The organism is Acidobacteriota bacterium, from assembly GCA_012729555.1.
GTDB lineage: Bacteria > Acidobacteriota > UBA6911 > UBA6911 > UBA6911 > UBA6911.
Map to the genome: position 1 here is coordinate 1 of JAAYCX010000020.1, position 13,465 is coordinate 13,465.

Annotated in this window: 8 protein-coding genes and 1 tRNA gene; 6 read left to right on the forward strand and 3 right to left on the reverse strand. The window is 64.8% G+C overall.

Annotation, left to right across the window (positions count from 1 at the left end; genetic code table 11):
* Positions 1–4,313 (forward strand): ATP-binding protein (locus GXY47_05610; GenBank protein NLV30616.1); only part of this gene is annotated, 4,313 nt, incomplete at its 5' end.
* A gap of 119 nt (positions 4,314–4,432) precedes the next feature.
* Here GXY47_05610 and GXY47_05615 read toward each other — a convergent pair.
* Positions 4,433–4,518, reverse strand: a tRNA-Leu gene (locus GXY47_05615).
* 281 nt (positions 4,519–4,799) lie between these two features.
* Here GXY47_05615 and GXY47_05620 point away from each other — a divergent pair.
* Entirely contained in the window at positions 4,800–6,044 is a 1,245-nt protein-coding gene (locus GXY47_05620; GenBank protein ID NLV30617.1) for a hypothetical protein, read from the forward strand.
* A gap of 6 nt (positions 6,045–6,050) precedes the next feature.
* Here GXY47_05620 and GXY47_05625 read toward each other — a convergent pair whose 3' ends face one another.
* On the reverse strand, positions 6,051–7,667 hold the full coding sequence (locus tag GXY47_05625) for an alpha-N-arabinofuranosidase (GenBank protein ID NLV30618.1): 1,617 nt from the start codon (positions 7,665–7,667) through the stop codon (positions 6,051–6,053).
* Between the two features lie 272 nt (positions 7,668–7,939).
* On the opposite strand from GXY47_05625, the gene GXY47_05630 reads away from it, so the two are divergent.
* Positions 7,940–9,130, forward strand: coding sequence for a multidrug effflux MFS transporter (locus GXY47_05630; protein NLV30619.1), 1,191 nt, complete (start codon positions 7,940–7,942; stop codon positions 9,128–9,130).
* Here the strand turns inward: GXY47_05630 and GXY47_05635 are convergent.
* Entirely contained in the window at positions 9,096–9,881 is a 786-nt protein-coding gene (locus GXY47_05635; GenBank protein NLV30620.1) for an NAD-dependent deacylase, read from the reverse strand. The two genes, GXY47_05630 and GXY47_05635, sit on opposite strands and share 35 nt — an antisense overlap.
* 80 nt (positions 9,882–9,961) lie before the next feature.
* On the opposite strand from GXY47_05635, the gene GXY47_05640 reads away from it, so the two are divergent.
* Genes GXY47_05640 through bamD form a run of 3 tightly spaced genes read left to right on the forward strand, consistent with a single transcriptional unit; the run spans position 9,962 to position 13,465 of the window.
* A complete protein-coding gene (locus GXY47_05640; GenBank protein NLV30621.1) occupies positions 9,962–11,329 on the forward strand; it encodes a sigma-54-dependent Fis family transcriptional regulator in 1,368 nt (455 codons plus the stop codon).
* A 19-nt stretch (positions 11,330–11,348) separates the two neighbouring features.
* The gene (locus GXY47_05645; protein ID NLV30622.1) at positions 11,349–12,842 is read left to right on the forward strand and encodes a HAMP domain-containing histidine kinase; all 1,494 of its coding nucleotides are present in this window, start codon (positions 11,349–11,351) and stop codon (positions 12,840–12,842) included.
* Positions 12,843–12,859: 17 nt separating this feature from the next.
* On the forward strand, positions 12,860–13,465 hold the full coding sequence (bamD, locus tag GXY47_05650) for an outer membrane protein assembly factor BamD (protein ID NLV30623.1): 606 nt from the start codon (positions 12,860–12,862) through the stop codon (positions 13,463–13,465).

The window sequence follows — 13,465 nt, forward strand, 5'->3', positions numbered from 1 at the left end:
GCCTGCAATGCACAACCAACCTGGCCAAACTCAATAAAATCGAATTCGAGGAAGGATGGCATTTCATCCGTGTAATGCCTTGGACGGCCGATGGCGATCCGATTCCGCTCGAAGCGGATTCCGCCTCCGAGGGAGCTAAACGCTCTTATGAGAGCGAACCTTTCTACGTCCTGCCCGGTGGCAACATTGAGGAAGAACCGCCGCAACGCGCCATCCCCATTGAGCAGAGCTTGGAGCATGCACGTTTCCGGCTGCAACTGACTGCCCTGGGCGATGAACGTGATCCCGATGATATCGCTATCAGTGGTGTCGCCTGGGCCGAGGGCGGTCGCTCCAAGAAGACCTCCCGCCAGGAAACCCTGCACGCAAAATTCGGTCGTGAGGGAGCTGTTCAGATCCCGCTGTCGCGTATGCTCAAAACCATCGAGCAGCGCATCTTGGCGGAGCCCAAGCACCCGTCGGGCTGGCGAATGCAGATCAACCTGGATACCGCCGAGCCGCCCTCCGAGGTCGGACTCACGCTGCCATCTTCCGCCGCGATGGCTTCCTTCCTGGCTGCTCGCGAAGAGTTTTTTGCAGCGGTGCGCAAAGACACTGCCGAGCTGATCATGCAGGGGCTGTCGTTCCGGGACTCGGAAAAGGAATGCCTCGCATATGCTGAAAGCTACCTTGACCTGGTCAGGAACCTCATCCGTCAGGCCGAGACGACTTCCGGTGCCGAGCGTCAGCAGCACCTGCAAGCGCTCAGAAACGTGCTGGCCGTAGATTCCATTCATGTCATCTTGACCGACTTCCGTGGAAGGCATCGCGAGGCTGTGTTGGTCTCACCAACCCATCCGCTCCGCGCCTTATGGCTGAGCAGTTGGGTCACCCTGGGCAAGGATTGGATCGAGAAGATCAAGTCTGGAGGGAAAGATCACATTCCTCATGTCCGTTCCGCGCTGTTGGATGGCCTTGTGCCCTCTGCCTATCCGGTCGGTATTCCCGTAGAGGATGGCCGCATCTTCACTCCGGTGGACAACCTGAATGCGTTTTGGGCGCTCTACGCACCGACCGCCGAGGAGAATTCCCGTGGCCTGATGGCGGAGATCTGTTCTGCCCTCGGACTGGCCGAGCCCTCTGCGGCGGGAACCGATATTTCCGGAAAGGTCATTGCGGACAAGATCGAGCGCTATCTCTCCCAGCATCCGTATGTGCGAGAGCTATCCCTGAATATCTTCAACCCCGGGGCCGGTTCGGTGGTAGCGGAGGCCCTGATATCGCTCCAGCAAAAGCGTGAGCACGCCGATTTGCGCTATGACATCCGGCTCTTTACCTCGGATCCTGACTCGCCGGTTTTGGGTGAGGCACTTGAATCCATGGTCCGTCCTGGAGCCACGGTAAATGAAGCCGCCGACGCGTTTGCGACTTCAACTGGCAGCCATCTGTTCTCGAAGCTCAACTTGGCCAAGCACGCGCTGAATGAGTTCCATGCAAACTCCAAGGAGTTTCCTGCACACATCAGCGTTCTTCTGGATGTGTTTCCCGCCGAGGAGCTTTCCATCGCCGAAAAACCGATGGGAGTGACGCCATTGCACGGGTTGATACAGGACTTCGACACTGAATTCGTCGATGACGATTCGGGCACATTCTGGAATAAGCGGCCGATTGTCGGGCGCTCCCTCGGCGCGGACAACCACGCTGCTTGTTTCGATTTGCTGTCGTCGCTGAGCCGTCACCTCTGTTTTGCCACCTCAGCGGTTGCTGCTTCTGGCGCCAGTTTCAAGGCCGTACCCGTCGTGACCCTTGGCCTCGAGGTGGCCCAACGAGAGCTGATCTACGAGGTTCACCAGATCAGTGATTGGGTGTTCACCATCGACCGAAATATGGGGATTGAGTTTTTCGACCATGGCGGCCGGAAGAACAGACCAGACTATTTGATTGACTATGTGCCAGGAGCCAGCTCCCAGGCGACACATAACCTGATCATCTCCTCGCGCTCGAACGATGAGCTGGAGGCCATGCTGAAGCCGGTGCTGCTTGAGCATGGGTTGTCCGCCGACGGCGAGCAGTCGGTTCAGATCCTGGCAAACCTGCGGTCGCTTTCAGGTCAGCTTGCCCTGAAATTGATTTCCGCACGCCCGCAACAAGCAGAGGCTCTTGGCTTGGCCCTGGCACGGCTCTATCTCGAGTATCAGGGCGCGTTGAGCAATCAGGTCATTGTGCCGCTGGACACACACACGGACCTCTACCGCTCAAGCGGTGACTCAGACGACATCAACGATGCCATCAGCCTGCAACGCACCGACTTAGGTTTGTTCGACCTGGATTTAAACACTAGGACGATCACTTGCAATCTGGTCGAGGTGAAATGTTATTCGCAGGTCGGCGACTTCGCGGCCTTCAACCAACTGAAGGAGCGGATCTCCGCCCAGATCAATCAGAGCGAGCGCATCCTCCAGCGCCACTTTGATCCGGCCCTGAAAAAGCCGGACCGGCCGGATAGGTTGCTAAAGAGCCGGGAGTTGGCTCAGATCCTTCGGTTCTACCTGGAACGCTCACTGCGTTACGGAATCTTTGATGTGACTGCGGGGCAGGAAGCGCGAGGCCTACTTGAATCCATCGAACAGGGCTACTCGCTTCAATTCAGACGCTGCGCCCTGATCTTCGATTTTGAAAAGGCCGGAACCGAAGCCCCGGACAACGAGGTGGGCATCGAATTCCACCGCATCGGCAAGGATCTCATTCACGCCTTGCTGGAGAGCTGCCGCAAGCCTGTGTCCGTCGAGATTGAGGAAGAACCGACCGCACACCTTCTGAGCGAGCAGTTTATACTAAACGTGCCGAAACTTGAGACTGCGGTTTTTGTCGCACCCAAAAGAGAACGCTCGATATCCTGGATCGTAGACAACATATGGAGCGCTGACTCCGCTGAACCAATCACACCACCACCTTACCAAATTGACGAAGAGGAATATGCATCTATTCCAAAAGTTGCGCAGGAACAGGAGCATTCTTTAAGCGTTAGTTCTCAACCGACCATCGCCCCTGAACTGGCAAACGAAGCTGAAGGATCTGTTATCGTTTCCGGGTCTGAACTATCCGAGCAATCCGCATTTGAGCCGTCGCCTCAAGTCAGCTATGACATCATTCTGGGTGTAAACGGTTATTCCATCCAATACGGTTTACTCGGAGACATCTCTGGAAGAAAGGTTGCACTGGATCTTAACCACACTCATACCATCAGCCTATTTGGAGTGCAGGGAGGTGGCAAGAGCTACACCCTTGGAACCGTCATTGAAATGGCCTCTATGCCGCTTCAGCACATCAATGTACTGCCAAGCCCGCTCGCCACGGTCATTTTTCATTACAGCCCGACGCAGGAATATGCGCCGGAGTTTACTTCGATGATCAATGCCAACTCGGTGGATGAAGAGATCCGCATCCTTCGAGAGCGTTACAAGGCCAACCCGGAGGCCATGAAGGATGTGCTGATTCTTACCCCGGCAAACAAGGCGGATGATCGCCGGGCCGAGTACCCGGATATCGAGGTTAAGCCGATTGCATTTTCTGCCTCCGAACTCAAGGCGGCGCACTGGAAATTCCTGATGGGAGCGATTGGCAGCCAGAGCATGTATATGCGGCAAATCAATCTCATTATGAGGGGGCTGCGGGATAACCTGACTTTGGATGCCCTGCGAGCAGGCATCGATAACTCTGGTCTGTCCGATCACCTGAAAGAGCTGGCCCAAACGCGTCTACTGTTCGCCAGCGAATATATCGATGATAACCAGCGTCTCCAGGATCTGATTCGCCCGGGCCGCTTGATCATCGTGGATCTGCGAGATGAATACATCGAAAAGGACGAGGCCCTCGGTCTGTTCGTGGTAATGCTGCAGATTTTCTCGGAAGCAACCCATCAGGGAAGCGCCTTCAATAAGCTGGTGGTTTTCGATGAAGCCCACAAGTACATCGAGAACGATGACCTGGTTTCCGGCCTGGTAGAGGTTGTCCGTGAGATGCGACACAAGGGAACCAGCATCATGGTCGCCTCTCAGGACCCGCCATCGGTCCCGGTCTCGCTGATCGAGCTGTCTTCACAGATCATCATGCACAAATTCAACTCGCCCGCCTGGCTGAAACACATCCAGAAGGCGAATACCGCCCTCAGCGAGCTGACCTCCGACAAAATGAGCCATCTCGGTACCGGCGAAGCCTATGTGTGGTCGAGTAAGGCCTCGGACGACTCCTTCACCCGGGGCGCGGTGAAGATCAAGTGCCGTCCTCGCATCACGCAGCATGGTGGCCGCACCAAAACGGCCGTGGGTCGATAGCTTCTGATTCGTACCAGGGTGCTATCCAAATGTTTCTAATATTTACGCTGCAGACGTTAAAGAGTAAGTGGTTGTTGCAAAATACCCTAAAATGCAAATTCGCATAAGTCTTTTATGAGTACCGAGGGTGGGAATCGAACCCACACGTCCCTTGCGGGACCCAGGATTTTAAGTCCTGTGCGTCTGCCAGTTCCGCCACCCCGGCACATTGGGATGAGTGCAGTTTAGCTTGTCGCGGGGGGATTGTCATTACGGAAGCTTTGGGGAGGTGGGTCCCTTTTGCGTTATCGGGGGGTCGGCAGGAAGGGAGGTGGGGCCCTTTTGCGTTATCGGGGCGGCGGGAAAGAGGATGAGGAGCAGGGCTGAGAGGAAAGGGAGACAGGGAAAAGGGGGGGTGCTGTATAATCGGGGCCGTTTCGCGGGTTGGGGAGATCGGGGCTCCGGACGGGGCGGAGGTCGGGGCTGAAGACGAGCGGAGGAGGGGAGATGGAGAAGGCGGAAAAGACAGAAGGGCAAAGGGCTTACGACGAACGGGTGAAGAGGCTGGTGGATGCGGTGGAGCTGAGGGAGCCGGACCGGGTGCCGGTGTCGCTGGGGCTGAGCTACTTCCCGGCGAAGTTCGCGGGGGCGGAGGCGTGGGACGCGTTCTACGATTTTCCGAAGTGGCGGGCGGCGTACCTGGCGGCGGCGCGGGAGTACGAGCCGGACCGGCTGCTGCTGGTCGCGAGCGCGTGCGGCAAGACGCTCGAGGGGGTCGAGAGCCGGCAGACGAAGTGGCCGGGGCACGGCGTGGCGCGCCACCACACCCACCAGTTCGTCGAGGGGGAGTACATGAAGGAGGACGAGTACGACCACTTCCTCGACGACATGAGCGACTTCCTCGTCCGCGTCTATCTCCCCCGGGCCTATGGGATCATGGGGCCGCTGGGGCAGCTCCCCCCCCTCACTTCGCTCTACAACATGCTCCCCTATAGCACCCTGGCCTCAGATGACTTCGTGAAGATGCTGGAGACGCTGACGGAAGCGGCGCGCGAGACGGTGCGCTGGCAACAGAACTGGGCCGAACTCGGCCGCGAGGTGGAGGAAGCGGGCTTTTTCTGCGCCATGCCGCTCATGGGGGTGGCCTCGCCGTTTGACATGATCTCCGATTTCCTGCGCGGGATGCGGGGGGCGATGCTCGACATGTTCCGCCGCCCCGAAAAGCTCGAGCGCGCGTGCCAGAAGATGTGCCGCCTCATGCTCGAGCGGATCACCGCCACCCCGGCAGCCGACGGCTTCCAGCCCGTCTTCATGCCCCTGCACCGCGGGGCGCACGGCTTCATGTCGCTTCAGCAGTTCGAAAGGTACTACTGGCCCTATCTCAAGGCCGTCTGCCTGGCCCTGATCGAAAAGGGGTACACCCCCGATCTTTTCTTCGAGGGGGACTACAACTCGCGCCTCGAGTATATCGCCGAGCTCCCCAGGGGGAAGGCGATCGCCCGCTTCGACCAGGTCGACATGGCAAAGGCCAAGGAGATCGTGGGCAAAACCATCTGCATCGCCGGGAACATGCCCGTATCCACGCTCCAGATGGGGACGAAGGCGGACGTGGAGCGGGAGTGCAGGCGGATCCTCGACGCGGCCGCGCCGGGCGGGGGCTTCATGATGTCCCCCGCTTCGTCGCTCGATGAGGTCAACCCCGAAAACATGCGGGTGTGGATCGACTGCACCAAAACGTACGGCAAATACTGACGTTTCCTAGAGTTTGAACTCCAGCGCCGCGTAGGAGCGCGGGGGGAGTTCGAGCGTCATTTTGGATCCCGGCCGCGGCGGCGCCAGCTCCCGCGGCGCCACCCGGGTCGGGGCCTCGAAGGTGTTGACCGCCTTGAGGTCGTCGCCGGTCAGGACCCGGGCGCTTTTGACCGCGCGCGGGGCGGCGTCGCGCCAGACGATTTCCACTTCGCGCGCCTTCTCGAGGTCGCGGTTTAATAGGAAGAGGGAGCTGGTATTGCCTTGGCTGTCGAGGGTGCAGGAGGCGTCGAGATAGGGGACCGCCCCCTTCCCCGCCACCTGGTAGGCCGGGGACTCCACGGCCAGGTCGAGCACCTCCCCCCGCGCCTGCTCGAGCGCCCAGAGGTAGGGGTAGTAGGTGCTCTGGCGCAACAGGCCCTTGGGGCTGGTGACCAGGGGGGCGATGACGTTGACCAGCTGCGCCAGGCAGGCGATGTGGACCCGGTCGGCCGAGCGCATGAGGGAGTTGAGGAAGCCCCCGACCAGGAGCGCGTCTTCGAGGTTATAGACCTCTTCGAGGAGGCGCGGCGCTCTTTGCCGCTTCCCGTCCCCGCCGCGCTCGCGGTACCAGACGTTCCACTCGTCGAAGGAGAGCCAGAGCCGTTTACGCGAGCGCTTGCGCGCGCGCACGTAGTCGCACACCCCGGCCACTTCCCGGATCTGCTCTTCCATTTCGAGGTTGAAGGAGAGAAATCTGGCCGTGTCCCCGGCCGCCCCCGTCTCCTCGGCGTCGTTCCGGTAGTAGCAGTGAAGGGAGAGCCCGTCGACCATGTCGTAGCATTCTTCCAGGATCTCCCGGTCCCACTCGAGGTAGGTGCCCATCCCGGGGCTGCTCGAGCCGCAGGCGATCAGCCGGAGCGACGGATCGACCATGCGCATCTGCTGCGCGGCGTCGCGCGCCTTCAGGCCATACTCCCGGGCGGGCATGTGGCCGATCTGCCAGGGGCCGTCCATCTCGTTGCCGATACACCAGTAGCGGACGTTGTGCGGCTTCTCGATCCCGTGCGCCCGCCGCAGCTCGCTCCATTTGGTCCCCTTTTCCTGGTTGCAGTACTCGACCAGGGCGGCGGCCATCTCGGCGCTGCCGGTCCCCAGGTTCAGCCCCATGACCGGCTCGGTCCCGACCAGCCGGCACCACTCCATGAACTCGTCGGTCCCGAACTGGTTGGGCTCGATCGTGTTCCAGGCGCGGTCGAGGACCACCGGCCGCTTCTCGCGCGGCCCGACCCCGTCGAGCCAGTTGTAGCCGGAGACGAAGTTCCCCCCCGGGTAGCGGATGGCCGGCACCCGCATTTTTTTGATCTCTTCGAGGACGTCGCGGCGGTAGCCGCGGGCGTCCGAAAGGGGGGAGCCCGGCTCGTAGACGCCGCCGTAGACCGCCCGGCCGAGGTGCTCGATGAAGGAGCCGAACACCCGGCGGTCGAGCGGCGCGATCTTCTGCGCCGGGTCGACGTAGATCCGGGCTCCGGCGCCCGAAGGCGGAGCGGCCGCGGCGGCGCGGCCCGCGGGGAGGCGCCCGGCGGCCAGGGCGGCGCCGGCCAGGGAAGCGTTCTTGAGAAAGGTGCGTCGGGATTTTCGCAACATGCTGTCGGTCCTCCGGTTGGACCGATTCTAGCACAAGGTATTCGACCTTGAGAACAACTGTGGTACTATTTCCGATTGTTTTGAGCGAATGACGGGTTGTCAGCCGCAGTTGATGGTGTAGAGCGGGCTTGGGCGGCGGCAGCCTTCCCGAGCCTCCCGCCCCCGCAAGCCACCTTTTATGAGAGTGAAGGAAACCAGGAGAGGATTGTAGAGCATTCATGTCGACGACCGCGTATCCGCAGAATGAACGGAAGCTTCCCCCCGGGTCTTCGATGGCGGGGCTGACCTTCGTCCTGGCCGCCCTGTCCTGGCTGGGGCCCTTTTCGATCGACACCTACCTGCCGTCGATCCCCGCGATCGGCGAGAGCCTCGGCGCCCCGACGGCGGCCGTGCAGCAGACGATGACGGCCTTTCTCTTCGTTTTCGCCCTCATGTCGCTCTGGCACGGCGCCATCAGCGACGCCTACGGCCGCAAGCGCCTGACCCTCCTCTCGCTCGCGCTCTTTTTCGCCGCCTCGGTCGGCTGCGCCCTCTCCACCAGCGTCCAGGCGCTCATGGTCTTCCGCGCGCTGCAGGGGGCCACGGCGGGGGCGGGGATGATCATCGGGCGCGCGGTGGTGCGCGACCTCTTCGACGGGGCGGCGGCCCAGCGGCTGATGTCGCACGTCGCGACGATCTTCACCATCGCCCCGGTCATGGGCCCGGTGCTGGGGGGGTGGTTCCAGGTCTGGTTCGGCTGGCGCTCGATCTTCGTCTTCATGGCCGCGATGGCGGCCTTTCTCTTCTTGAGCTCCTGGAAGTTCCTCCCCGAGACCCTCCCGGCCGAAAAGCGGCAGAAACTGAACGCGGGCTACCTGGCCCGCTCCTACTGGAAGGTGATGACCCAGCCGGCCTTCCTGATGGCGAGCGCCTCGCTCTCCCTGATCGGCGCCGGCTTTTTCATCTACATCGTGGGCGCCCCGGTCTTCCTGATGGAGCACCTGGGGCTCCGGGAGACGCAGTTTCTCTATCTCTTCTTCCCGATGGCGGTCGGGATGGTGATCGGCGCCTGGATCTCCGGGCGCTGCGCCGGGCGCCTCTCGGGGGGGAAGACGATCCTGGTCGGCTACGTCGTGATGAGCGTGGCGGCGCTCGCGAACCTCGCGCTCAACCTCCTCCTCCCCCCCATGCTCCCCTGGACCCTCCTGCCCCTGTTCGTCTACGTGACGGGGATGTCGATCGCGATGCCGAGCCTGACGCTCCTCACCCTCGACCTCTTCCCCAGCCAGCGGGGCCTGGCCGCCTCCTGCCAGGGGTTTCTGGCGCTCGGGGGGAACTCGGCCGTCTCCGCCTTCGTGGCGCTGGTCTGGGGCACGACCCTGTCGCTCGCCCTCACGATGGTGACGATGCTGGCGCTGGGGGTGGCGACCATCCTCCTCTACGCCTGGTTCATGAAGAGGGCGGCGCCGGCGGAGCAGGGCTGAACGCGGCCAGGGCCGCGCGGGCGAACTCCCCCAGCCGGCCGCGCACCACGGCGGCGGCGGCGCGATCGCAGGAGGTCTCCTCCAGGTTGACGATGGCGAGCTTCGCCCCCGCCGAGACCGCCATCATCGGCAGTTCGGCCGCCGGGTAGACCACGAGCGAGGAGCCGAGCACCAGCATCAGGTCGCAGCGGCCGACCGCCGCGACCGCCCCCTGCCAGGCCTCGACCGGGAGGAGCTCCTCGAACAGGACGATGTCGGGCCGGACCGGGGCGGAGCAGAGACTGCACCCCGGGGCGTCGGTCTCCCCCCGGAGGATCTTCTCGTACAGGGGCGCCATGCTGTGAAAGGCGCCGCATTCGCTGCAGCGCCCGGTGCGCCAGGTGCCGTGCAGCTCGAACACGTTCGAGGAGCCGGCGGCCGCGTGCAGCCCGTCGATGTTCTGGGTGACGACGGCCTCGACCTTCCCCAGCTCCTCCAGGCGCACCAGCAGGCGGTGGGCGTCGGTCGGCGCGGCGCGCGCGATGGTGGAGAAGAGGCCCATGCTGGCGCGGTAGAAGGCGGCCGGGTCGCGGCGGAAACCGGAGGCCGAGAGCCACTCCAGGGCGTCGGAGTTGGAGTAGACCCCCCGGGGGCTCCGGAAATCGGGGATCCCCGCCTCGGTGCTGATCCCCGCCCCGGAAAAGGCGACGATGCGGCGCGCGGCGCGGATCAGGCTGATGGCGCTCTCGCTCGGGTCGTTCATGCGTGCCATTATGGCACCTCGGGGGGCTATCCGCTATACTTTGCAGGAGGGTGCCGATGCCCGGGTCCCCGGGCGGAAAGACAGCGCGGATGGGTGCGAAGAAGAATCCCGGAACCAGGGTCCTGGTCGTCGACGACGAGCCCGCCATGCGGGAGGTGCTCGAGCTGCGCCTGGCCGGGTGGGGGTTCGAGGTGCGCACCGCCTCCGACGGGGCCGAGGGGAAGGAGCTGGCCGAATCGTTCCAGCCCGACCTCGTCATCTCCGACGTCGTCATGCCCCGGATGACGGGGATGGAGCTGCTCGAGAGCCTCCGGGCCGGGGACCCCGACCGCCCCGTCCTCCTGGTCACGGCGCAGGCGACGGTCGACCTGGCGGTGGAGGCGATGAAGCGGGGGGCGCGCGATTTCATCACCAAGCCGATCGATTACCCCAAGCTCCGGACGATCCTGGAGAAGGTGCAGGAGGAGATCGCGGAGCGGCGGGAATCGCGCCGCCTGGCGGCCGAGCTCGAGCGGGGGGCGGGCTTCGGCGAGTTCGTCGGCGCCGGGCGGGGGATGCGGGAGGTGTACGCCCTGATCGGGACGGTGGCCTCGAGCGACGCCGGGGTGATCCTCACCGGGGAGAGCGGGACCGGCAAGGAGCTGGCGGCCCGGACCATCCACCGGCTGAGCGCGCGAGCCGAGGGCCCCTTCGTCGCCGTCAACTCGAGCGCCATCCCGGAAAACCTGATGGAGAGCGAGATGTTCGGCCACGAGCGGGGGGCCTTCACCGGGGCCACCGGGGTCCACGCCGGCTGCTTCGAACGCGCCCACCGCGGCACCCTCCTGCTCGACGAGATCGCCGAGATGCCCCTCGCCCTGCAGCCGAAGCTGTTGCGGGTGCTCGAGGACCAGAAGGTGCGGCGGGTCGGGGGCGGCCGGGAGTTCGCCGTCGACGTGCGCGTGCTGGCCGCCACCAACCGGGAGCCGCGCGAGGCGGTGGAGAGCGGGAAGCTGCGGGAGGACCTCTTCTACCGCCTGAACGTCTTCACGATCACTCTCCCCCCCCTGCGCGAGCGCAGGGAGGACATCCCGCTTTTGGCCCAGGCCTTCATCGCCCGGTTCAACGAAAAGCACAACGCCCGGGTCGAGTCGTGCAAGGGGGAGACGATGGAGCTGCTCGCCGCCTACGCCTGGCCCGGCAACGTGCGCGAGCTCAAGAACGTGATGGAGCGCGCCGTCATCCTGGCCCGGGGGCCCTGGATCGAACCCTCGCACCTCCCCCCCTACATGCTGGGGCCGGCCGGGGGGAAACCGGGCCTCGTCCTGCGCCCCGGGGCCACCGCCGCCGAGGCGGAGAAGGAGCTGATCCTCGGCACCCTGCGGCAGACGGGAAACAACAAGGCCGAGGCCGCCCGCCGCCTGGGGCTCGACGTCAAGACGATCCGCAACAAGCTCAAGAGCTACGGCATGAACTGACCGGACCGGCGACCGACCTATGAAGATCACGACACGCATCAGCCTGGGATACCTCCTGCTCTTCCTCCTCCTCGCCGTGCTGGTGGCGTACCAGGTGGTCACCATCGGCCGGATGCAGGCGATCAACCGCGCCCTTTCGGGCGTCGGCTCGCAGAACGCGCTGGTGTCGCTGCAGGCGCTGCGCGACCTCGACCTGGTGGAGGAGTACGCGCGCAAGTCGCTGGCCCTGGCCGACCCCGACTACCTCGGGCCGCTCGGGGAGTACCGGGACGATTTCGAGCGCGACCTGGCGGAACTCCGGGGGCAGGCGGGGTCGGCGGGGGAGCGGGGCGAGATCGTGCGCCTGGCCGCCGGGTGGAACGCGTTCACCCGCCAGCTCGACGCCCGCCTCGCCCGGCCGGCCCCGGGCGCCCCCTTCCCCGACTCGCTGCAGGCGGATATGGAACTGCTGAAGGCGGAGGCCCGCTCGGTCTACCAGGCCAGCCTCGGCGCCATGCGCGACCAGGTCGAGCAGTCGCGCGCCATGGGGGAGACGGCGGCGCTCGTGCTCTGGGTCTCCACCCTGGCCGTCCTCGTCATCGGCGCCCTGGTCTCCTTTCTGATCTACCGCTCCATCTCCCGGCCGCTCGCCCACCTGACGGAGGGGACGCGGGCCATCGCGGAGGGGAAGTTCTTCTACCGGCTCGACACCTCGCGCGACGACGAGTTTTCGCAGCTGGCGCGCGACTTCAACACCATGACGCGCCGGCTGGACGAGCTCGACCGGCTCAAGAAGGAGTTCGTGTCGCACGTGTCGCACGAACTGAAGTCCCCCCTGGCCTCCATCCTCGAGACCGTCCAGGTCCTCGTCGAGGAAATCCCCGGGCCGGTGAACGAAAGGCAGCGGCGGCTGCTCGAGCTCTGCCGGCAGAGCGGGGTGCGGCTGATGGCCATGATCGGCGACCTGCTGGACCTGTCGCGGATCGAGGCGGGGGTGATCGAGTACCGGCTCGAGCCGCGGGAGCTCGCCCCCCTCCTCGAGCGGGCGGCGGCCGAGATCGAGGTGCAGGCCCGGGAGCGCCGGATCGACATCGTGCTCTCCCGGCCCCCGGAGGGGCTCGAGGCGGAGTGCGACGGCGACCGCCTGATCCAGGTGGTCGTCAACCTCCTCGCCAACGCCATCCGCTTCGCCCCCGAAGCCTCCACCGTCCGCGTGGAGCTCGAGGCCGTCGACGAGCCCCCCCCGGGCGTCCCGGACGCGCTCCGGCGCGAGCTGCGGGGGGAGCGCTACGCCCTGGTTTCGGTCGCCGACTCCGGCCCCGGCATCCCCGCGGCGGACCGGGAGAAGGTGTTCGAAAAGTTCCACCAGGCAAAAAAAGGGGGGAAAACCGCCGGCGAAGGGGTAGGATTGGGGCTGGCGATCAGCCGGACCCTGGTCGAGGCCCATCGCGGCGCCGTCTGGGTGGAGGACAATCCGGGGGGGGGAGCCCTCTTCCGCGTCCTCCTCCCGGCGCTGGCGGGCCGCCCGGCGTGATGCGCCACAGGTACCCTATGCACCCGTCCGCCCTTCGAAGCCCGTGCCTCCTCCTGCTCCTCGGGCTCCTGCTGCCGCTCCCCGCCTGCCACAAAAAGGCGCCTGCGCCGACGCCTGCGCCGGCTGCGCCGGCTTCGGCGCCGGCCGCGGCGCCCGAGGCCATCATCCCCGAGCCGCCCGAACCCGCCCCGGAGGAAGCGCCCGAACCCGGACCCGGGGAGGCGTCCGAGCCCACGCTCCTCGAGGTGGGGGCGGCGCAGTTCCAGGCGGGGGACTACGCCCTGGCCTCGCAATCGCTGGAAGCCTTCCTGCTCGAGCACCCGAAATCGCCCGGCCGGGAGCACGCCCTCTACCTCCTCGGCCTCTCCCGCGCCGTGGCGCAGGACTCCGGGCGCGACCTCGTGCAGGCCGAGGCGGCGCTGCGGCGCCTCATCGCCGAGTTCCCGCAGAGCGCCTACCGCCGGCAGGCGGAGTACGTGCTCCGGCTCCACGCCCGGATCGACCGGCTGAAGGCGGAGGCGGGGGAGCGGGAGGAGCGGATCCGCCGGCTCGAGGAGGAGCTGGAGCGGCTGAAGGCGATCGACCTCGGGCGCAAGCCGGGGAGGATCGGCCTTCCCGAGTGA

Bases quoted from the DNA above. Each gene is read 5' to 3' on its own strand.
- GXY47_05625 (NLV30618.1), bottom strand. From the start codon at position 7,667: ATGTTGCGAAAATCCCGACGCACCTTTCTCAAGAACGCTTCCCTGGCC.
- bamD (NLV30623.1), top strand. From the start codon at position 12,860: ATGCACCCGTCCGCCCTTCGAAGCCCGTGCCTCCTCCTGCTCCTCGGG.
- GXY47_05640 (NLV30621.1), top strand. From the start codon at position 9,962: ATGGGTGCGAAGAAGAATCCCGGAACCAGGGTCCTGGTCGTCGACGAC.
- GXY47_05620 (NLV30617.1), top strand. From the start codon at position 4,800: ATGGAGAAGGCGGAAAAGACAGAAGGGCAAAGGGCTTACGACGAACGG.
- GXY47_05630 (NLV30619.1), top strand. From the start codon at position 7,940: ATGGCGGGGCTGACCTTCGTCCTGGCCGCCCTGTCCTGGCTGGGGCCC.
- GXY47_05635 (NLV30620.1), bottom strand. From the start codon at position 9,881: ATGGCACGCATGAACGACCCGAGCGAGAGCGCCATCAGCCTGATCCGC.
- GXY47_05645 (NLV30622.1), top strand. From the start codon at position 11,349: ATGAAGATCACGACACGCATCAGCCTGGGATACCTCCTGCTCTTCCTC.